This window comes from Paenibacillus vortex V453, assembly GCF_000193415.1.
Taxonomy (GTDB): domain Bacteria; phylum Bacillota; class Bacilli; order Paenibacillales; family Paenibacillaceae; genus Paenibacillus_AQ; species Paenibacillus_AQ glucanolyticus.
This window is the reverse complement of the sequence record NZ_ADHJ01000013.1, coordinates 74,500-95,037: the sequence shown is the minus strand read 5'-3', so window position 1 is coordinate 95,037 and position 20,538 is coordinate 74,500. Positions and strand designations below refer to the sequence as shown.

The window sequence follows — 20,538 nt, the reverse complement described above, 5'->3', positions numbered from 1 at the left end:
CCTATTTCTAAACAGCTTTTGTGTGTTTCAAAAAAAAATTTTTAACAATAATTGCAGCAAGTATTTGAACCAATGTCTTAAAAATGATTTGACCAACAATCGCCAGAAATACAGCATTCCAGGGAAGAATATTAGCTCCCAGTGGGGATAGTCCCACAATAACAAAAATAATACTATCTAGTATTCCACCAACAATACCACTGTATGCTACCCTCATATGAAAAGGTAGTTTAAGGCGCGAATAGATTTCGGTATCTGTGGTCTCAGATACCGCAAATGTAATGATTGAAGCAAATACAATCCAAAGTGTATCACCAAGTAAATATGATGTTAATGCTGATAAAACCATTGCTATTAAAATGAGGAAATAGGTCTTCCGCCTACCAACAAAATTTTGTACAAAATCGCGGAATATAAATGTTGCCCCTATTATAAATGTCCCTGCCGGAATAATAAAAGGTCCAATAAAAAATGGGGGTACTCCTGCTGTTACGACATTTGATAAAACAATAGCAAGCAAATAAGCTAATATCGTAAAGTATTTAATATTACATCACCTCTTCAGTCCGGTCACCCTCTAATTATAACACCACTTTTTGTTCCGAGCTACCCTCACCAAACAAAATAAAACTACAAATTTCGACTCATTCTGCTAAAAAAAATATTGAGAGAGGAATTTTCTGCTTTAAGTTGAATAATTATATGAACACTTTTTCCTTATAACTTGGTTGAAAAAATGGAGGTTATTTAATTGAACAATTATGGTAAATCTGCTATTCGTTCAGTAGAACTCATTCATTCTGGTGAAGTTTCCTATACAGAAGAAGCATGGGAAATAGCGACTAGAGAATTTTTTACAATTAAGACCAAGGCATGTCCCAGAAGTGCTTTTCTAGGATTATGCGAGGCAGGTTTGATAAAAGATGTGTATCAGACACATATCAAACAGCCTCTTAAAGCTTCCACTAACAAAGACCATACAGTAGAAGCTGTTAAACTACTTTCAGAGAATGAAGCATATGCTTCATTTAAACCGCTTCAATTGTGGCGAACTCTTATGAATGGAAATCCTAAGTCTCATAATTTTCAAATGGATGTTGTTTTGGCATTATGGAAAAATGATTTGATTGTTCCTTATAAATCTCTTGTCGCACTTTAGAATTTCAAAGTTGGCAATCAGAATTATTACCAATTGTTTCGTTTCTTCCTAACTGACTATCAATTAGAACATTATGCATATTGACGGTAATACTATCGAATACTAATTCTACCCTTATTTTTCATTTCATCACGCCCCTTGGGAATAGCCACGCCTGTAAAGGAGCCAAGACGAGTTCACGTCAACCTTTACAGGCCATCGTGATGAATTGCTAACTTGTTCGAGCATCGCATACCACTCATGTGAGGTGATAAAATCCTGCGTCAATCCCTCATCAACACCGCCACACTCTCCACATGCACTGTATGCGGAAACATATCCACCGGCGTAACCTCTACCGTGCGATATCCGCCATCCTTCAGCACCCGCAGATCCCTTGCCAACGTAGACGGATTACAGCTCACGTACACCACGCGCTCCGGCTTCATCTCAAGAATCGTCTCCAGCAAGCGAGGGTCGCACCCTTTACGCGGAGGATCAACCACGATGACATCGGCCTCGATGCCCTGCTCTTTCCAGCGCGGAATCACGTCTTCGGACGCGCCGACTTCAAACTCTACATGCTTCATACCGTTCAGTTCCGCATTCGCACGCGCATCCTCGATCGCTTCCTTCACGATTTCGACCCCATACACCTTCTTGGCATGTTGGGCCAAAAACAGGGATATCGTCCCAATGCCACAATAGGCGTCAATCACGGTCTCCGCTCCGGTTAATCCTGCATACTCCACCGTTTTACCGTACAGTACTTCTGTCTGGGCAGGGTTCACCTGATAGAAGGAACGCGCGGAAATGGCGAACTTCACATCGCCTATATAGTCATGGATGACCTCACGACCCCACAGGACGCGGGTCACATCCCCGAAAATAACGTTCGTTTTGCGTGTGTTAACATTTTGGCAAACACTCACAACAGCCGGGAGCTCCTCACGAATAGCAGAGATCCACTCGTTAACACATGGAATCCGCTCGCCATTGGTCACGAGTACAATCATCATCTCCCGGGTAGCAAAACCGATCTTCACCACGACATGGCGAAGCAAGCCCTGACCTGTCTCTTCATTGTAGGCGGTGATGCCTAGCTTCCGCCCAATGGCTTTGACGCGGCTGACGACCTCGTCGTTCTGTTCATGTTGGATTAGGCACGTTTCCATGTCGACGATCCGGTGGCTGCCGCGGGCGTAAAAGCCGCCGACCAAGCCACCTTCCGTTACACCGATAGGTACCTGGGACTTGTTGCGGTAGCGCCAAGGCTCGCTCATGCCGAGTGTCGGACGCACGAGGATTCCCTCTCGATCTGAATTGCCAGTATCTTGTCCATCTTCCACACGCGTCTCTCCAGCACCTGCCGCCTCACGCACCACCCGCAGCTTCCCGATCCGCTCCAGGTTGTCCACCACCAACTGGCGCTTCCACTCCAGCTGTCCGGCGTAACTCATATGCTGCAGCTGGCAGCCGCCGCATTGGTCGTAGATCGGGCACGGTGCCGCGATGCGGTTCGGGCTCTGCTCGACCAGTTCCAGCAGCTTGGCGTAGCCATACTGCTTCTTGGTCTTGAGCACCTTCACCCGGGCCTTCTCGCCCGGCAGGGCGCCCTGAACGAACAGGGTGTAGCCGTCGGCACGGCCGACCCCTTCCCCGTCATGGTTCATTCCTATAATATCGATCACGACCTCGTCGTTCTTGGCCACCGGCAGGTCGAGGAGGGCGGCCGAAGACACCGCCGGCTTGCCGCTGCGGCGCGTGTCGCTTCCCTTGCGGTTCTTCTTCATGATGTGCTGTTCACTTCTTTCCGTTCAACTTGTCTCTTGCTACTCTATATTCCCCATCGGATCATCATCCATTATAAAAGCGGATGCTCTCCGTTACTGTTCCTTCACTTAAACAACAAAAAGCTCCCCCAAGGGAGCTTATCGCACAAGCTCTCGTCCATCATTATACGGGAGCTTCCTATGTTATTCAATCCAAGAACCTGCAAATCCAATCATTTACTTACAACAGCCTGGAGTCTTAACGGCGACTCGCAGCCTGTTCCATCTCTTCCAATGGCCCATTGCCTCAATCGCCTGCCTATCCCTGATATCCTGGCTATTACACTGACTCAGACAAAACAACCATGGGTCATATACGCACTCGGCGCTATCTCTAGCCTTGGGTTATTGCTTAGTTAGCATTTCGGATCTGACTCCCAACTATCGGCCAGACCACCGTGTCTTATGCACTCGATGCTATCGCCCAACAGTCAGCTATCGCTCCCTACGCACACCAACGCCATTTCTCACAACCGCCATCTCACCCAAAAATCCTTAAATGCTGCGGCAGGACACGGAACGTGCCCGGCAGGACGCCACCGAACTCGCCGTCCAGGTTCAGCTGAACCGGTCCGGGAGAGACGACCTCCATATAGTCGGTGCGGAAATGCACGACCTTCTTGTCGTTGATATGCTCGCCGCGCAGGGCGAGGGTAGCGACGCGTACGAACTCCGCCAGATTGCACTTGCGCAGCGCAATGACGTCGAACAGACCGTCGTCAATGCTCGCGCCCGGCGCGATTTTGTCGAAGCCGCCGACCGAGTTGCTGTTGGCAATGAGGAATACCATGAATTCGTCATGGATCGCCTCATGACCGCTGGCGTTGATGATGAGCTCCTGCGGCGTAAGGCTGACCATTTTCTCGATCCCCTTCAAATAATACGCCAGCTGCCCGATCATCGTCTTCAGCTTGCTCGGCACCTCGTAGGTGAGCTCGGTCAGCGTACCACCGCCCGCTATATTAATGAAGTAGCGATCATTGGCTTTGCCCACGTCAATCGGACGTGTCTCGCCTCGAATCACCAGATCGCAGTACTCCTCCCAGTTCTTCGAGATGCCGAGTGCCCGTGCAAAATCATTCGTGGTCCCCATAGGGAATATGCCGAGCGGCGGAAGGTTATCCCTGCCAGCCATCCCGTTGATGACTTCATTGATCGTTCCGTCGCCTCCGGCGGCAATCACAAGATCGTACCCCCGCTCTACAGCATCTGCAGCTTCACGGGTAGCATCTCCCTCCCCCTTGGTAGCATGACTGGAGGTTTCAATGCCAGCACTGTCCAGACGGTCCAAAATATCAGCAAGCCGACGCTTCATCTCCTCCCGGCCGGAGGTTGGATTATAGATTAACCTTGCACTTCTCATTAACGATACGCCACCTACTTATGATTTCAAGGATTGAAGAAGAAGTTTGGCCTGCGACTCCATCCACTGCGGAAGCAGCGGGTGTGGAAGCAAAGTCCTGCCGGAATACCGGCACTCAAGCCCCTCGAGCCGATCGGGTATAACCTTCTCCGTAAAATACCCCTCACTCAAAAAAAGCGGAGCTACGATCACATCGCAGCCGCGCTCCATCCATGCTGTCACTTTGTCCCGCACATCGCCGGGACTGAGTAAGGCATAATCCGCGCTTGTACCGCTTACTTCGCTAACTCGCCGTGCCAATGAGTTAATACCCTTTTCCCAGCGGCGGCGAAACAGATCATGCCTGCTGCCGTGTCCGACAAGAAGAATGACCTCCTTCGCCGGATTCACGGACAGCTCTCTTACTTTATCCCATACCATTGCGGCAATCTCGGGGTCGTCATCCATCGGCGCACCGAAGTGAATCCGGGATCGTACCCTGAACGGCGCAAGGTTGGTTTCCATGTCCGGAACAGCCTTCGCTCCTATAGCATAAGCTATTTCGTCAACATGTGTGCTGCCGGACGAGACAAATAACGGAATGACCACGATGTCAGTGACACCCTGATCCTCCAAGGCCGTAATGCCGTCCTGAATCAGACGGCCTTCTACCAATTCCAGATAGGAAGATACGACCGGTATATCCATGTCGGGACGCCAATTCGTGGACAGCTTCGTCCACCAGCGATACCCAGTTCTGTTCACGCGAACCATGACTAATAACCAGCACACCCGGCTTCGTCATGATTTTAACGCCCTAAACGCTCCAGCGTCATTTTATAACCGTCATTGCCGTAATTCAGGCAACGCTTCACACGCGAGATGGTTGCGGTGCTTGCTCCCGTTTCTGCTTCAATCTGGTTGTATGTGCAACCCTTGCCAAGCATACGCGCTACTTCGAGCCGTTGTGACAAGGACTGGATTTCGTTCACGGTGCAGAGATCATCGAAGAATACATAGCATTCTTCCACACTGCTCAGGGTTAATACAGCTTCGAATAATTGATCGATGCTTTTATCATTTAACTTCTTTAATTGCACTGGATGATCATCCCCTATTGTTACTGTGTATAACACTCGCACTCCCATTGTACCCGAGCGGATATAGTCTTTTCAAGCATTAACGATTTCACGCACTGCAGGACAACCATTACGAGAGGTCATTCACCCTGATGTACTCTCTTATTTTAACCTAACGAAGGACACGCCAAAACCTTCCTGGGCCATCGCCCGATTCCGCTCCTATCCCGAAAATAGGGGTATTCGCCTAAACCCATCGCCCGCCCGTATCATACAGTATAGTATCTTAACTCACAAAGGAAAGTGATATCATGACTGGTCATTCTCACTATTATCATCGCCGACCTTCCTCTTCTAAGCGCTCGCTAAGCGAATATGATTCACTGCCGCAGGAGCCAACGTCATACCCCGGTATTTCTCCATACAGCGATTTTCCAGAAGTCGGCGAATCCAATCTGTATCCATACGCTGACGCTCTTTCAAACGATACGCTGCCTGTACCGGGCATGGAGGCTTCGGCTTCGGCTCTAACACCATCCAGCAACTCTGGCGGCGGGGGTCTGGCAAGTCTCCTCGGCGGAGGCGGCAGCGGGAGTGGAGGCGGAATAAGCAAACTCCTTGGCGGCCTCGGGGTCAACAATCTGAGTGACGTCAAGGGCCTCATCGATCGGATGGGGGGCATCGACGGGCTGGTTAACAACATCGGCAAGGTACAGAAGGTCATGCAGGGCTTCCAGCAGCTTGCGCCCATGGTTTCCCTGCTTGCAGGCGCGTTCACGAAGAAGAAGGGCGGCCGCGGATCATCCACGGCATACACGGACCAGAACGACGACTACGAATACAGACCGCGGAAACGCCGGTCCTCGGGGGGCAGACGACATTCCGGCTCGCGCAAAAGCTCAGGATCACGCAAAGGCAGACGTCGTCGTTAATCTGAAGTGAAATCTCGGCATCAGCACCAGCACCGCGCATTTCAGCAAGACCACAGCCTCTGAACAGCTGAGACGATCTGCTCTGACCAACAGCGCAGCTGCGCCTTAGCGAACAACAGGCGGGATAAATAGTAAGCTCATACATGACGAAGTAGGCTCCGGTCTGTCAATTCCAGACTGGAGCCCTATCTTTTTTCCTAAAATATGATCCTATTCAGCGCGTCCAGTCCCCTTCGGGACCGGCTTCTTGCTGCTCGTCGCTCTCGAGTGACTTCAGGCGGAACCAATAAGAGCCGCGCAGACCGGAACGCAGCAGCATCGTAATGCTGCCCAGCAGATACAGCACCGTCGCAATCCGCTTCATCTGCGGATAGAACATCAGAATGCTGCCCGCAATGAACAGCAGCCCTGTCATAATTTCGCTGATGACCATGCCAACCTCGTAACGGTTCGTAACGGCCAGCTTACGCTTTCGTTTCCAGGCCGAGCGGAACATCCGGCGCAGGAGCCGGTTACGAACAGGCTCATCTTGGTGACGCGATGTACGCTTCTTGGGATGTGGTTTGAGCCCAGGCTTCATATGCAGTCCCCCCTCAGCAAGCTTATACCCCTTACGGAAGAACAAGAACCACAGCGATTCAGCATTGGCCTTTTTTATGTAGGACAACCCTTCCCGATAATCCGATCAACATTTACCTAACACTTGGAACGGCAGAGACACTGGAAGGAAGTCCGTCTGATTCAGAAGAGCTTAACGACTTCACGTCCACGAACCCTCTTATTTAAACCAGCCTCGCCGAATAAACCACGTCACCATGCCTCCGCCGAGCACAAACATCAGCAGAAGCACAAGGAAATATCCATAATGCCACCCAAGCTCCGGCATATTCTCAAAATTCATCCCGTAAATCCCGGCGATCAGGGTGAGCGGCATGAATATGGTCGTGATGACCGTGAGTGTTTTCATAATCGTGTTCATCCGGTTCGAATTCACCGATATGTAGCTGTCCCGAAGATCCGCCGTCATCTCGCGGTCCGCCTCAATCATGTCCGCCAGCTTCAGCAGGTGATCATAGATATCGGAAAAATAGGCATGGTGCGCGTGATGCTCCATATGCTGCGAATTCACGATCCGGTACAGCAGATCCCGCATCGGCACGACCGTCCGCCGCAGGCGCAGCAGTCTGGAACGAAGCGCAAACACCTGATTCATCAGGTCCTCAACGGAATCCTTCTCCCCTTGGCTTTCCAGCTCGGCCAGCTCATCCTCTATGGCAAACAGGCTTGGGAAATACTGATCCACCAGCTTATCCATAATGGTATACGCCGTAAAGCTTGGACCATCCTGACCGAGCGGTCCCTTGCCGGCGACTGAGGTCACCCGTTCCCAGGCATCATCCATTTCGGACAGCTCCTGCTGGTGGAAGGAGACCACAAACGCAGGGCCCAGAAACAGATCCACCTCCACCGCCTGCAGCGTATCCGGCTGAAGCGCATGCAGGACAAAAAACTTCGTTTGTTCGTAATAATCCAGCTTGGGCCGCTGCAGAATGTGCAGACAGTCCTCCACCGCCAGCGGATGAAAATGAAAATAACTCTCCAGCATCCGCGCTTCCTCCGGCGTGGGATTGCTGAAATCCGCCCAGATCCAGGCGTAGTCCTCCATCCGGATCTCTTCGAGTGAAAGCCCGGTGACCGTTTCATAGCTTGGCGTAATGCCTAATGTGCGAATCATGATAGCATTCTCCCCTTCCCTGCACCTGCTGTTTTCTTTAAACAAAAAAAGCCAATCGATTCCTGATTGGCCCCACAACTATCCATAATCTATGTGTAATGTAGCGTTAATTGGTTTAGAAAAGAATTTTAAATATGATGCCTGCCAGCACGGCCGTAATCGGAATGGTAATAAACCAGGTTACAATAATACGTCCTGCCAGCGACCATTTTACAGCGGAGAAGCGTTTTGCTGAACCTACCCCGAGTATGGCCGATGTGATCGCATGCGTCGTACTGATTGGCAAGTGAAGCAGCGTAGCTGAAAAGATAACGGAAGCTCCCGTGAAATCAGCAGCGAATCCGTTGATCGGCTCGATTTTGAAAATCTTCGTGCCCATGGTTTTGATGATCTTCCAGCCACCTACCGAGGTCCCAAGGGCCATCGCCGTAGCTGCAGAGAGTTTAACCCAGAATGGAACTTCCATCTCGGACAGCTGACCTGACGTAACCAGGGCAAAGGTGATAATCCCCATCGCCTTCTGTGCATCGTTGGTACCGTGCGTGAAGGATTGCAGTGCCGCGGTAAAAATCTGCATAGTACGGAAGCCTTTGTTCACCGTATGCGGACTGCGCTTCGCAAAGATGACTTTTAGCAGCTGCATCACCAGATAACCGATAACAAACGCGATAATGGGTGACAGGATGAGCGCAAGCACAATATCGGTAAATCCGCCATAATTCAGCTTATCACTACCCGCTCCAACGAATACCGCCCCTGCCAAAGCTCCGATCAGAGCATGGGAAGAAGATGACGGCAAACCAAACCACCAGGTGACCAGGTTCCAGATAATCGCTGACAGCAGGGTTGCAATCACAACCTGCAGACCGTTATCCAGTGCTGCGGGATCCGCCACGCTGCCCCCTATCGTCTTGGCAACGCCGGTAAACATCATCGCACCGACAAAGTTCATGCCGGCTGCAAGTAAAATTGCCGCACGCGGCTTCAAGGCCCGGGTTGATACCGATGTTGCTATGGCGTTCGCCGTATCGTGGAACCCGTTAATGAAGTCAAATGCAAGCGCCAAAAAAACAACAATTACTAGTACTACCATCGTTGTATCCATAGTTCAGGACTCCCTTACGAGTTGCGCATAATGATGGATTCCAGCATATTAGCCACGTCTTCGCAGGTGTCCGTGGTTGTCTCAAGTCGTTCGTAAATCTCTTTTTTCTTGATCAGCAGAATCGGGTCAGATACCGTAGCGAACAGATCCTTGATGCTGATACGCAGCAGTTCGTCGCCTTGGTTCTCCAGATCGTTCAGGCGAATCGTGTACTCACGAATAGCCAGAAGTTTTTTCTGGGAGAGCAAATGAATGGCTTTCTGGATTTCATAAGCCGATTGACGCAGAATTTCCGCAAACTGCACCATGTATTCATCAGGTTTACCCAACTGATACATATAGAATCGGGATGCCGTAGCCTCCAGTCCGTCCATCACATCGTCCAAGCTGGTTGTCAGGTCCATAATATCGTCGCGTTCGATTGGCGTGATAAACGTTTTGTTGAGCTCGGTGATAATTGTATGTGTATAGGTATCACACTGCGACTCATATCTCTTCATTTCGTTGGCGAATTCAAGCACATCCTGAAGATTGGAAACGTGCTGCGAAAAATAATCTGCGGCTTGTACCACCGTATCGGCCATATTCTCCAGCGTTTGGAAGAATATATCCTTCTTCTTCAATTTCATACTCTTAACCCCTTTTTTCGATAAATTGCCGCGAACGTCCTTAAAGATAAGACAACCTTGAATATCTTATCACATCCATGGCAGGGTGTGTATAGAAAAGTAACACTCAAAAATGTGAGAAAACAACAGCTGAGTTAATGTATGGATATCATTCCATTTCCCTTGCCTATTAACATCTCCGTAAGCGTGCAAATTATCCCAGAACCGTGTCGATTATCCGAACTTAGAACCTAAGGATTCGAGATGGTTACATGGCTTTCAAAAGAAGGCGCATTCGGCACAATGTTGAAATAAGTCGTTCCCGGAACCAGCGGCACTTCCTTGCCATCCTTCACAAAACGGATCGCATCACCCGCAGCTCTTGCCCACTGGCCCGTAATGACCTCTCCACGCTGGAACAGCATCGCTTCCCCGCCAGCTTCCACGTTCACGGCAAGTCTGCCCACATCATCCAGCACCTTATGGTCTGCCCCGAGGACAATTACATTCGCAGCCTCAAGCTGAACGTTATCGTTGAGATCCACGTGCGGAGATCCATTGACCGACCGTTTGTACGTATTCGAGGAGCCGTCATACTGATAATCCACCACATAGCTGTCCAGTAAAAATTTGATTTCGACCTTCTCTGCGGGTTCGCCGGAAACCCCCTCCACGGGTTCAGTGCCCTCTGCCCCGTCGCCGCTTGCAGCGATTGTCTCCGGATAGAACGTATACTGCGGCACCTGCACATCGTTGCCGTAATTGAGCTTGGCCGCTCCTTCGCGGAGCTTCTCGTCGCTGGAATACAAATTATGCGGAGCTTTGCGGTCGTTGGCCCTCCAGAAATAGGCCCCTGCATTTCCGATCTCATCCATGTCCTGCTTGCGCTGCTGTTGAATGATCGTATAAGCTTCAGGGCTGCCTCCTGCATGCACAAGAACGCCGCCATAGCTCTCGCCCAGATTAATCAGATATGGGCGGATACTGCGAATCGGTCCGATCTTCTCGATCCCGGACTGGCTTTGAAAGATGCCGATCAGTCTCGTGATTCCTCCCTCCGCCAGAACTTCATATACCATATCCGCTTGTCCCAGACCCGACTGCGGCCTAGCAGCTGGTGCGTTATTGATCATAACGGCCAGCGGCCTCTGCGTCAGTGACGCTTCTAACGGCAATCCCGTCAGAGGTGCGTGATAAGGAGAAGACGTATTCTCCTGCGTTTCTTCTGCCGGCTGCTCTATTGGAGCCTCCACCTCCGGTGTCGGAGCAGGCTCCGCCTTCTTATCCCCATTGCATGCTGACAGCAGCAGAACAACCGCAATCGACAACAAGCTTGTCCTCCATGCAAACCTCTTGAAAGACAAAGACCCTTTGCTAAACATATTGTTTCCCCCTATGAACGCTCCCGTTACTTATTACCCTAATATTCCAACCCTTTTACCCGAAATTTCCAACCGACGTTTCAACTTTAATTTACATTTAATCACAAAATCCGTGCTTTGTCTGTATATACAAGGGATACAATCGGCTAAAAAATACCCTTGTTGCGATTGACTTGGCAGCGCTTTATGGCTCTCTGCCGCAGGAGGCAGATGGGCGATTGAGCAATCATTCAAGCAGGCCCGGACATGTACTGAGTGTGCGAGATGCGGTGTGCACGAGATACAAGGGTGCAGGACTCGTGATGTAGAGATTGCCAGTACACGTATTGTATAGGGTGCTGCGTTCGTGAAGGTGTGGAGTGCAGTGACACAAGATGCATTGGGTGATGCGTTGCTTGCAATGTATAGAGTGCTGTGTTCGAGATGTATGAAGTGCAGTGTTCGAGATGTACAGAGTACAGTCCACATGTTGCACAGGATCTAATGACACAAGATGCTTGAGTCGGGTGGCATGTTATGTACGAGATAAGTAGATGCTCAGAGATAGTGCTCACGCAGTACCAAGGATCCGCTGCGAGCGGCTTATTCTGGAACGTTCACAACTTTGTGATATTTATCACATATATTGTGAATATTTTCACTTATAATAAAGACATAGAGAAGGTGATCACTTCTAGACAACAAGAACCCACAACATGGACATCGAAAACACAGCAATTATCCAAAAATCAAAAACTCACTTAAGGAGTGGTTTATATGTTTAACAACTGGCTGAGAACAAACAAATTTGCAATGTGGCTGCTGACCATCATTCGGGTCTACCTCGGATACGAGTGGATGACGGCAGGCTGGGGTAAACTAACCGGCGGCTTTGATGCCGGAGGTTTCCTGCAAGGCGCGATTGCCAACGCAAGCGGCGATCACCCGGCGGTACAAGGCTGGTGGGCAGCGTTCCTCGAACATGCGGCACTTCCGGGCGTGAACCTGTTTAACTTCATCATCCCACTCGGTGAATTCCTGGTCGGTCTCGGACTGATCCTCGGTACCTTCACCACCTTCGCCGCACTGATGGGACTGGTCATGAACGCCGCGTTCCTCTTCTCGGGTACGGTAAGCACCAACGCCCAAATGCTGCTGCTTGAAGTACTGGTCATCGTAGCCGCTACTAATGCCGGTAAAATCGGGTTTGACCGTTGGGTACTGCCTTACCTCCGTGGTGTGTGGGGCCGGATTACGCACCGCGCCAGCGAGCCTGAAACAACGACAACAAATTTTAAAAAGCGCACAGCTTAACATAGTCTGATTCACCAGAAAAGATGATGGGAACTTCGGTTCCCGTCATCTTTTTTTTCATGCCAAGAACCCAGGCCAAATCGCACCTTACGCGAATACTGTATTTAAATACAGTTTTTTGCAAATATGAATAATTTGTTTAGAGACGACATTAAATAGATCGTTGCTGTTTTTTTCGGTGATCTTCGCTTTAACGAATTTCAAATTTGCAAAAATCTGAAAACAAAAAAGAGAATGATTATTCATGGAGGAGTGGTGCTGGTGTTTATTCAATGGTTGCAATCAAGCAAAATCGCAATGTGGCTGCTAACGGTCATCCGGGTGTATGTCGGGTATAAGTGGTTGACGGCAGGCTGGGGCAAGTTAACGGGAGGTTTTGATGCAAGCGGATTTATGCAAGGGGCGATTGCCAAATCTACAGGAGAACAACCCGCGGTTCAAGATTGGTGGGCCGTATTCCTGAAGCATGCCGCACTGCCGGGCGTCAAATGGTTCAACATTATCGTTCCCCTTGGTGAATTTCTCGTTGGGCTCGGTCTAATCCTCGGCACGTTTACCGCGTTCGCGGCACTTATGGGACTTGTGATGAACTCAGCGTTCCTGTTCTCGGGCTCCATCAGTATCAATGGTCAGCTCCTGCTCCTGGAATTCCTCATTATTCTCGCTGCTGCCAACGGCGGCAAGATCGGTATTGACCGCTGGCTTATGCCATATCTCCAGGAGAAATTCACACGCCGGGTCAAAATCAGCAGCGATCCCTCCACTCTTCAGAAGCAAACCGTCTGAGTAGAAGGAGTCCCTATGGTGCACCAATGGCATTCAGCAGAACAGAATCAATAGATTACGTAATACCAGCTTAACTCCAGTTTTAATGTGGTTATCTTTTTCCTCGATCAGGTGGCGTTTGGCTTCCTCTGCTGTCTGAGTCGACTCATTCGATTAACTTTAAGTATATTGTCCGGGCTTTTCCCCTCTGTCGCTTACAGCAGTGAACCACTTCTTTGCCAGCTTAAAACATGAATGTACTGCTCCTGCTAGGCTGGAAAATGCAGTCGTTCTGATCATTACGACTACTCCTTAGCTTGATACCTGCTCTTTCTATTACTTGGAGCCTGAGAGCTTGCTCCTGCTGTGTTGATACGCAGTTGTTCTGCTCATTAGTTTCAGGCACAGTACGGAACAGCTTTGTGCTCCACTCACACCAACGGGTGACTGCGGCATTCCATCCCGGTCATCCGTATCTTATTAGGCAATCCTTGCTCTCCGTACGACCCTTGATCTATATTTATACCGCATTCACATGTTAGACTATTTCTGCACATATGCACCCACAACTTACGACTTCCTGCTTACTCCTGCTAATGAGCGCACTCCTGCCACTGCCTAGCACACCAACTTCAAGCACCTTCACTTACGTTTGCTACATCTACACTTCATCCTACGTACGGTTGTCCCTAATCCTATTCCTCTACACTACCGCCTTACTCATCCGCACTCTTGCCACTGCCCTTTGCACACCAATTTCCTGCTCCCTTACCTTGCACATCACCTTCAAGTACTTTCTACATCTAACTTCATCCAACATACAACTCCCCTAATCATCTTCCTGTACACCGCTGCCCTGTTTGCTCATGTACAATTCCTGACACTGCCCTAAGCACATCAACTCCCTGCTCCTTCGACTAGTTCCTACATTTGAACTTCATTCTGCTTACTGACCTCTACTCTACTCCTTCTATTCCACCACACTTCTGCACCGGCTCATGCTCCCTCCGACTACTGCCCTTTGCACACCAACATGCTGCATCTTCACTTACTTTCTACATCTGCTCTCCATCCTGGCATACTGCTGCTCTCCACTCCTACTCCTCTATCCTACTGCTCTTGAGTTCTCATACTCTTACTCCTGCACATGCTTCCATTTCCAAGATGATTATTTTTTATGATATTAATCACAAATGTGATTTTTATCACATATATTGTGATTTATTTCACTTATAATAAAGACATGAAAGAGATGATCATCTTCCTAAATCAACACCAGCGCACAACTTCAACACATCCGAGAACCAGCAAGGAAGCTTTCATAAAAAAGAAATCATACTTTTAAGGAGTGGTTTATATGTTTAACAACTGGCTGAGAACAAACAAAATTGCAATGTGGCTTCTGACCTTCATTCGGGTCTACATCGGTTATGAGTGGATGGTCGCAGGCTGGGGGAAATTGACGGGCGGTTTTGAAGCAGGCGGGTTCCTGCAAGGCGCGATTGCCAAGGCAACCGGAGATCATCCAGCCGTGCAAGGCTGGTGGGCAGCATTCCTGGAACATGCAGCACTGCCAGGCGTGAAAATCTTCAACTTCATCATACCGATGGGCGAGTTCCTCGTAGGGGTCGGGCTGATCCTTGGTACCTTCACTACCTTCGCCGCACTGATGGGACTTGTCATGAATGCCGCGTTCCTCTTCTCGGGCACGGTGAGCACCAACGCCCAAATGTTACTGCTAGAGGTACTGATCATCGTCGCAGCAGCCAATGCCGGTAAAATCGGTCTCGATCGTTGGGTACTCCCTTACCTTCGCGGCCTGTGGAACAAAGTAACGCACAAAACAACCAAAGGCGACGGCAACAACCCTACACCGCTAAAAAAACAAACGGCTTAATATAGTAACCAACTAAAACTTAAAGGATCTAACCTATTGATTAACAGCCCGACTTGAGCAATCAAGCCGGGCTGTTTTTGTTCTGGCATGCGTTGGGGCATACATTTGAGCATTTGCATACGTTCGAGGTTTAGCATACGTTCGAGGTTTAGCATAATTCGGGGTCTAGCATACGTTCGAGGTTTAGCATACGTTCGAGTTTTGCATACGAGCTTGTACTTTCTTTCGAGCGTTACTTTATAAGGCACTGACTAGTTACTTCAATTTTAGCGGACTCAGCGGACCTTATTTTGACCAAAACCACCTTTTCTTTAACACTAACGGACCAGAGATCCGTTATTCATCGAATTAGCCCCTCATTTTACGTGATATCCGCAATTTAACGGATCGTGTGTCCGATAGATCCCCCAATTGCGAGCAAAAAGCAATAATAGCGGATCTGCGGTCCGGATACAACCCGGCCCAACCCTATCGTGTGTCCGATAGGTCCCCCAATTGCGAGCATAAAGTAAAAATAGCGGATCTGAGGTCCGATACAGCCCGGCCCGATCCTATCGTGTGTCTGATAGATCCCCCAATTGCGAGCAAAAAGCAATAATAGCGGATCTGAGGTCTGATACAGCCCGACCCTGCCCGGCCGACCCTACCGAACGCTGCGTCCGGTGCAACATGAGAGGTTCTCCCCACGACATCTACCCGACTCGCACACATAGACATCTCCCAGCTCAGGCATCCCGCCAATACACAACAAAAGCCGAGCCTGTCATCCAGGCCCGGCTTCTCATTATTCGAATGACCAGCAGTTCAGACTCAAACTGCCATATTGGTAAGATTGAAACAATCGCTTCGCCTTGCGGCCATTATCCGCAGCCCCCATCGCATAGAACAGAGGAACAAAATGCTCCCGTCCATAGGAGGGTACCGCGTCGCTCGCGTGAGGCGCTTTTTTGTCGTACGCAAACAGATTGTGCAGATTCCATTCCGACAGCTGCTCTGCGATCCATTCATCGAACGCAGCCGCCCATGCATCCGGCTCATCACTCTTGTGCACCATCCGCAGATTATGCACCAAGCCGCCGCTGCCGATTATCAGTATGCCTTCCTCCCGCAGATCGGACAGCATCCTACCGATGGAATATTGTTCGCGTGGCGAGCGCTTGGAGTCCACGGACAAGGCCACCACAGGAATATTCGCATCGGGATACATTTTGCGCAGAATGACCCATATGCCATGGTCCAGTCCACGGCCGGTTACGGCTTTGGCATGCAGATTGTTTGCCGAAAACCGTTCACGGATTTGAGCCGCCAGCTCCACGCTTCCTTTAGCAGGATACGTGATCTGGTACATCTCCTCCGGAAATCCATAAAAATCATGCATCGTGCCATGCTCGGCGTCTTCAGTCAGCCGTTGATCCGGATCATCCCAATGAGCAGAAAATACCGCTATGCCTCTAGGTGTCGGCAGCTCCCGTCCCAATTGCTCCAGGAAGCGGATGTACTCGTTGTCCTCCAGGGCCATCATCGGCGAACCGTGGGCAATAAATAAAGCAGGTAACGTCATCGATGCCACCTCCAGCTTCAAAATCAAGGGACAACTCTATTGTAACGTTAAACCGCCCAATATGCCAAATAACTCCCTTAAATACTCCAGTTCTGCCATTCTTGCTGAATATGCTCCTGCTCGTTCAGCCAATCCCGTGTCCGCTGGAGAAGCAGCTCCCGCTGTGGTCCCGCAGAGTAGGTGTGATCCGCCTGGAACACGATTTCCTTATCGCAGCGCCCTTCCGGACGCATCCAGAACACCTTCTGATACAGGAAAGCATAATCCACCGGGATGACTTCGTCCGAGGTGCCATGCACCACCAGCACATTGCCCGTAAACTTGATCGCTTCCTGGAATGGCTGCCCTTGAGCCAAGGAATCGAAAAATACCGGTGTAAACGAGTATCCCAAATAATCAGCGGAACCTGTCTTAACGGAGGTATCATATACGCCGCGCCCGGTGATTTTGACGATGTCATTGAATGGATAACCTACCGCCGACCACAGAATCAAATTCTTCACCCGCCGGTCCCGAACGGCGGTTTGCAAGGCCACCGCGCCGCCCAAGCTGTGTCCGATGAGCGTGATGCGCGTAGGATCGACATCGGCACAGCTGAGGCCATAATCCAAGACGGAACGCGTTTGGGCAATCATTGAATCGAGGCCCTCGCTGCCATAATTCCCAGAGCTTTCACCGCATCCGATATAATCAAACCGGATGACCATATATCCGTCCTCGGCAAACTCGCGTGCCGTTTTGACAAACAACCGATCCACGCCGATCCGGCTTCCGACAAACCCATGGCAGATAACGACGAGCGGAACCCGCTGGCATCTGCCACCTTTTGCCGCTTCTTTTAACGGATAATGTATCGTAGCTGTAAGCTCCTCTTGGTTATGACGAATTGTAATTTGCCGCTCCATGCCGACTCCTCCTTGCGATAACGCGCCTTTATCATTAATATTAATAATTCCGATAAGATTAATATGAATTAATTAAACTTATCTTAGCATCGTGATCAGGGATTTGTCAACGCAATGGGAACGAGGCCGTTTACATCTATTGGATATGGAGCTTTAGCTCAGAAACATGGATTCAGCGATTCCGTTACCTGCTTGACTAAAGCCTACGCCAGAAGACGTAAACCCGCACTACTCATAGCTCTGGCGAAACATGGCATGCGTCTCCTTACGTCCGCTCCAACCATTCATCCAGGTTTCCTCACTCGGTTCATTCCCCCATAAGGTGGAAGCCGAAGAATCCTGCTCATCGCTGCCGGAAGTGTATCCTTCTTCTAACTCACCTACCGTCTTTTCAGCTGAACTGTCGTCGACAACCCATTGCCCGTTAGCCGGTATAGATTCTCCCCCGCTTAATTCATCATCATATAAGTTAGCGCTCATCTGTGATTTCCTCCTTCTTGTCCCTGCACCTGCAGGGAGTCGTGTATAGATTCAGAATGCTTATTATTGTGAAATAGGAGGCGCGGAATTATACCCGTTTCATGAATACGACATGGATTGTTCATGCTACCTTGCATTGCAAGCATGCTGCTGATATGATATATTGCATAACAAGGTAGTTGGCAGATAGCACTTCTTATACAGGGTGCATAGGGTTTTGAGGTCTATCACATTCAGAATAATAATCTTATTTCGACCCAGTACCTTGCATAACAACATACCCAGAGGAGGATCATCGGATTCATGACCACCCAAAGTCAAATGCTCAAAGGCATTCTCGAAGGCTGCATTCTCTCGCTTATGGAGCATCGGGAGGTGTATGGATATGAGCTTGGTACATTACTGGAAGACAGCGGGCTTACGTTTGTAAGCGAAGGCAGCATCTATCCTTTGCTCCTTCGCATGCAGAAAGAACAGCTTATTGAAGGAACCATCCGACCTGCGCCCGGAGCCGGCGGGCCACCCCGCAAATATTACAAACTCACCGACAAAGGCCGGAACATTCTACAACAATTCAAGGAACATTGGGGAACGCTTAAAGATAGCGTGGACCATATTTTAACCCGTGGAGGACAATAAAGATGAATACCAAACAGATGATCAAGGAAAACAACAGGCTCCAGGATGCCATGAAACCAGACAATCTGAGTTATTATCAGGACATGGTTGTATATATTCGTAGCAGCTCCGTCGAGGAATCAAAAGGCGAGGAATTGCTGCTTGAGATCGCCCAGCATCTGCTGGATGCCCAGGCCAAAGGTAAAACAGCCGAGGAGGTATTCGGCAGCGATCCCGAATCCTACTGCAAGGAACTGGTCGAGCAGCTGCCCAAAATGAAAGGCTTAAACCGTCTGCAATACCATCTCATGATTCCGTGGATCGCCTTAACGTGGTTTTTCTTCGTTCAGGCCCTGGTCGGATTTATAACAACGTGGACAGGCGGACCGGTAGAACGCATGACGCAGGTGCGAATTTCAACCCTGGTGCTGATTGCCGGGGGCTCTTATGTGCTAATCCACGCATTGATGAGATGGATGAAGAATGATACCTTTCAGCCCGATGAAGCTCGGCGCAAGATCAACGTGCGCAGCATGGGGATTTATATGGCCATCACGGTGTTGATTCTTATAGCTGGTGTGTGGCTGGGACGGCTGCTGCCGGTACTCACGATTGCGCCATGGATCAGTCTCGTGCTGTTCCTGATCGGGATCGCAGGGACAAAATTTCTTTTTTCGAGCAAATGATACAAACTCGTCATGAATTCGATACGGAAGCATAACAAAATCTTTAATATTTTTTAGTACATTGTAAACTACGGATCTGAAGAAGATGATAGGATAAGGGTAATGTGTGGTAAGGGAGGAATATATATGTCAAAATCCAAAAAATCCGCGATTGCTGCCATCCTTGCACTTATTCTGTCCATCCAGACCGGTGTCATCGCAAGCGCAGCACCCGCTTCTGAACCTCTAGCTGATTCCAGCGCAGCTTCAAGTAAACCCACGGCCTTCGGCAATGCGGTGTACAACAAAGCCAATAAACTGCTGAAGGATTCAGACGTGGCTTACGCCAAGTCTTATATCACCAAGCATATCGGAAGTGTGACCAAGTATCAGGCCACCATGCTGATACTCAAGCTGGAGAACGCAATGAACGACGCGCTCCCTGCAAAAACCGATAAAGTGTACACAATCGGCATTCAGGATAAGCTGATGAACCTCTACAAGTACGGGGAGCCGATTAACACCACCATCAGCAAAGCCAAAGACGAAACGCTGCGGAAGGTGCTCATTAACCTGCGCGACAGCGGCTACCGATTGTACACAACCGAAGGCGTGATATTCCCGATTATAGATTATAAAACGCTGGAGCCTTACAAACCCTACATCAATAAGGATGTTCAGGCATACATCGATATTATGGTCGTAGAATCCGAGAAGCCTGCGGTCAGTGATGCGGCATTGGTTATCTCTTGGTCCGAAGTGATCGACCGGGGGCTTTCACTGGAAGCCTTTCTCACGGCTTATCCCAAATCCAACCGGGCTGCTGACATGAAGCTGAAGCTTCGTTTTACCGAACTAAGTCTGTTTTATGGGTATAACAATACACCGCTTATTAAATACGAGGACAACCTCTTGGATCCGGAAGTGCGGCAAGCCTTCGATAAAGCCCTGAAGAACAGCGACGCCGTATCCAAAAGCGCCCTTCTACAAAAAACTGAAAGCCTGGTCCGATGTGCTTGAGAGCAACAAGGACAAGCTGACACAGGAAGTGGAACAATACCGTGCCAAGGCGGTTCCGGTCGTTGACTAGAAACAGTTGATGGTGAGCATGCAAATGCAGTGGCCTCTATTCACCAGGGCAAGCATCCAATTAAATGTTAACTATGTTAAAAAAGCCGGACTCCCGATGGTAACAGGGGTT

20 protein-coding genes and 1 pseudogene are annotated in these 20,538 nt (G+C 49.5%); 8 read left to right on the top strand and 13 right to left on the bottom strand.

The features are described 5' to 3' along the window. Nucleotides 1-7 precede the first annotated feature (7 nt). Entirely contained in the window at nt 8-520 is a 513-nt protein-coding gene (locus tag PVOR_RS06545) for a VUT family protein (RefSeq protein ID WP_006208336.1), read from the bottom strand. Nucleotides 521-751: 231 nt separating this feature from the next. On the opposite strand from PVOR_RS06545, the gene PVOR_RS06540 reads away from it, so the two are divergent. Further along, nucleotides 752-1,159 carry a DUF6979 family protein gene (locus PVOR_RS06540; RefSeq protein ID WP_006208335.1) on the top strand — a complete coding sequence of 136 codons (408 nt, stop codon included), beginning with the start codon at nt 752-754 and terminating at the stop codon, nt 1,157-1,159. Between the two features lie 263 nt (nt 1,160-1,422). Here the strand turns inward: PVOR_RS06540 and rlmD are convergent, their stop codons facing one another. The 4 genes and pseudogenes from rlmD to PVOR_RS06520 all read right to left on the bottom strand — a co-directional run bounded on the left by rlmD (nt 1,423) and on the right by PVOR_RS06520 (nt 5,412). Continuing rightward, entirely contained in the window at nt 1,423-2,931 is a 1,509-nt protein-coding gene (gene rlmD / locus PVOR_RS06535; protein WP_006208334.1) for a 23S rRNA (uracil(1939)-C(5))-methyltransferase RlmD, read from the bottom strand. Between the two features lie 520 nt (nt 2,932-3,451). After that, nucleotides 3,452-4,333: a diacylglycerol kinase gene (locus tag PVOR_RS06530; RefSeq protein WP_006208333.1), complete on the bottom strand. Its 882-nt coding sequence runs from the start codon at nt 4,331-4,333 to the stop codon at nt 3,452-3,454. Between the two features lie 18 nt (nt 4,334-4,351). Beyond that, nucleotides 4,352-5,117: pseudogene (locus PVOR_RS06525) on the bottom strand (sirohydrochlorin chelatase). 4 nt (nt 5,118-5,121) lie between these two features. Beyond that, nucleotides 5,122-5,412: a YerC/YecD family TrpR-related protein gene (locus PVOR_RS06520; RefSeq protein WP_006208331.1), complete on the bottom strand. Its 291-nt coding sequence runs from the start codon at nt 5,410-5,412 to the stop codon at nt 5,122-5,124. A 290-nt stretch (nt 5,413-5,702) separates the two neighbouring features. Here PVOR_RS06520 and PVOR_RS06515 point away from each other — a divergent pair, with 290 nt between their 5' ends. Then, entirely contained in the window at nt 5,703-6,323 is a 621-nt protein-coding gene (locus tag PVOR_RS06515) for a hypothetical protein (protein ID WP_006208330.1), read from the top strand. A 214-nt stretch (nt 6,324-6,537) separates the two neighbouring features. Here PVOR_RS06515 and PVOR_RS06510 read toward each other — a convergent pair whose 3' ends face one another. The 5 genes from PVOR_RS06510 to PVOR_RS06490 all read right to left on the bottom strand — a co-directional run bounded on the left by PVOR_RS06510 (nt 6,538) and on the right by PVOR_RS06490 (nt 11,153). After that, entirely contained in the window at nt 6,538-6,903 is a 366-nt protein-coding gene (locus PVOR_RS06510; protein WP_036640922.1) for a YrhK family protein, read from the bottom strand. 198 nt (nt 6,904-7,101) lie between these two features. Continuing rightward, nucleotides 7,102-8,058 carry a magnesium/cobalt transporter CorA gene (gene corA / locus PVOR_RS06505; RefSeq protein ID WP_006208328.1) on the bottom strand — a complete coding sequence of 319 codons (957 nt, stop codon included), beginning with the start codon at nt 8,056-8,058 and terminating at the stop codon, nt 7,102-7,104. 115 nt (nt 8,059-8,173) lie between these two features. Continuing rightward, nucleotides 8,174-9,163 (bottom strand): inorganic phosphate transporter, encoded by a 990-nt coding sequence (locus PVOR_RS06500; RefSeq protein WP_006208327.1) that lies wholly within the window; start codon nt 9,161-9,163, stop codon nt 8,174-8,176. A gap of 14 nt (nt 9,164-9,177) precedes the next feature. Further along, nucleotides 9,178-9,792, bottom strand: a complete 615-nt coding sequence (locus tag PVOR_RS06495) for a DUF47 domain-containing protein (protein WP_006208326.1) — start codon at nt 9,790-9,792, stop codon at nt 9,178-9,180. A 230-nt stretch (nt 9,793-10,022) separates the two neighbouring features. Beyond that, entirely contained in the window at nt 10,023-11,153 is a 1,131-nt protein-coding gene (locus PVOR_RS06490; RefSeq protein ID WP_052649260.1) for a DUF3048 domain-containing protein, read from the bottom strand. Between the two features lie 756 nt (nt 11,154-11,909). Between PVOR_RS06490 and PVOR_RS06480 the strand changes: the two genes are divergently transcribed. From PVOR_RS06480 to PVOR_RS06470, 3 genes are all read left to right on the top strand, one after another. Next, nucleotides 11,910-12,446 carry a DoxX family protein gene (locus PVOR_RS06480; RefSeq protein WP_006208323.1) on the top strand — a complete coding sequence of 179 codons (537 nt, stop codon included), beginning with the start codon at nt 11,910-11,912 and terminating at the stop codon, nt 12,444-12,446. A 261-nt stretch (nt 12,447-12,707) separates the two neighbouring features. Then, a complete protein-coding gene (locus tag PVOR_RS06475; protein WP_006208322.1) occupies nt 12,708-13,232 on the top strand; it encodes a DoxX family protein in 525 nt (174 codons plus the stop codon). Nucleotides 13,233-14,568: 1,336 nt separating this feature from the next. Then, nucleotides 14,569-15,108, top strand: coding sequence for a DoxX family protein (locus PVOR_RS06470; RefSeq protein WP_006208320.1), 540 nt, complete (start codon nt 14,569-14,571; stop codon nt 15,106-15,108). Nucleotides 15,109-15,892: 784 nt separating this feature from the next. Here the strand turns inward: PVOR_RS06470 and PVOR_RS06465 are convergent. The 3 genes from PVOR_RS06465 to PVOR_RS06455 form a co-directional block, all read right to left on the bottom strand. Next, nucleotides 15,893-16,669, bottom strand: coding sequence for a DODA-type extradiol aromatic ring-opening family dioxygenase (locus PVOR_RS06465; protein WP_006208318.1), 777 nt, complete (start codon nt 16,667-16,669; stop codon nt 15,893-15,895). Between the two features lie 77 nt (nt 16,670-16,746). Then, a complete protein-coding gene (locus tag PVOR_RS06460) occupies nt 16,747-17,574 on the bottom strand; it encodes an alpha/beta hydrolase (protein WP_006208317.1) in 828 nt (275 codons plus the stop codon). A gap of 228 nt (nt 17,575-17,802) precedes the next feature. After that, complete coding sequence (locus PVOR_RS06455) at nt 17,803-18,054, bottom strand: hypothetical protein (RefSeq protein WP_006208316.1); 252 nt, start codon at nt 18,052-18,054, stop codon at nt 17,803-17,805. Nucleotides 18,055-18,357: 303 nt separating this feature from the next. Here PVOR_RS06455 and PVOR_RS06450 point away from each other — a divergent pair, with 303 nt between their 5' ends. From PVOR_RS06450 to PVOR_RS06440, 3 genes are all read left to right on the top strand, one after another. Further along, nucleotides 18,358-18,693, top strand: a complete 336-nt coding sequence (locus PVOR_RS06450) for a PadR family transcriptional regulator (protein WP_006208315.1) — start codon at nt 18,358-18,360, stop codon at nt 18,691-18,693. 2 nt (nt 18,694-18,695) lie between these two features. Next, on the top strand, nt 18,696-19,358 hold the full coding sequence (locus PVOR_RS06445) for a DUF1129 family protein (RefSeq protein WP_006208314.1): 663 nt from the start codon (nt 18,696-18,698) through the stop codon (nt 19,356-19,358). 126 nt (nt 19,359-19,484) lie between these two features. Continuing rightward, on the top strand, nt 19,485-20,357 hold the full coding sequence (locus PVOR_RS06440; RefSeq protein ID WP_006208313.1) for a hypothetical protein: 873 nt from the start codon (nt 19,485-19,487) through the stop codon (nt 20,355-20,357). The last annotated feature ends 181 nt before the right edge of the window (nt 20,358-20,538 follow it).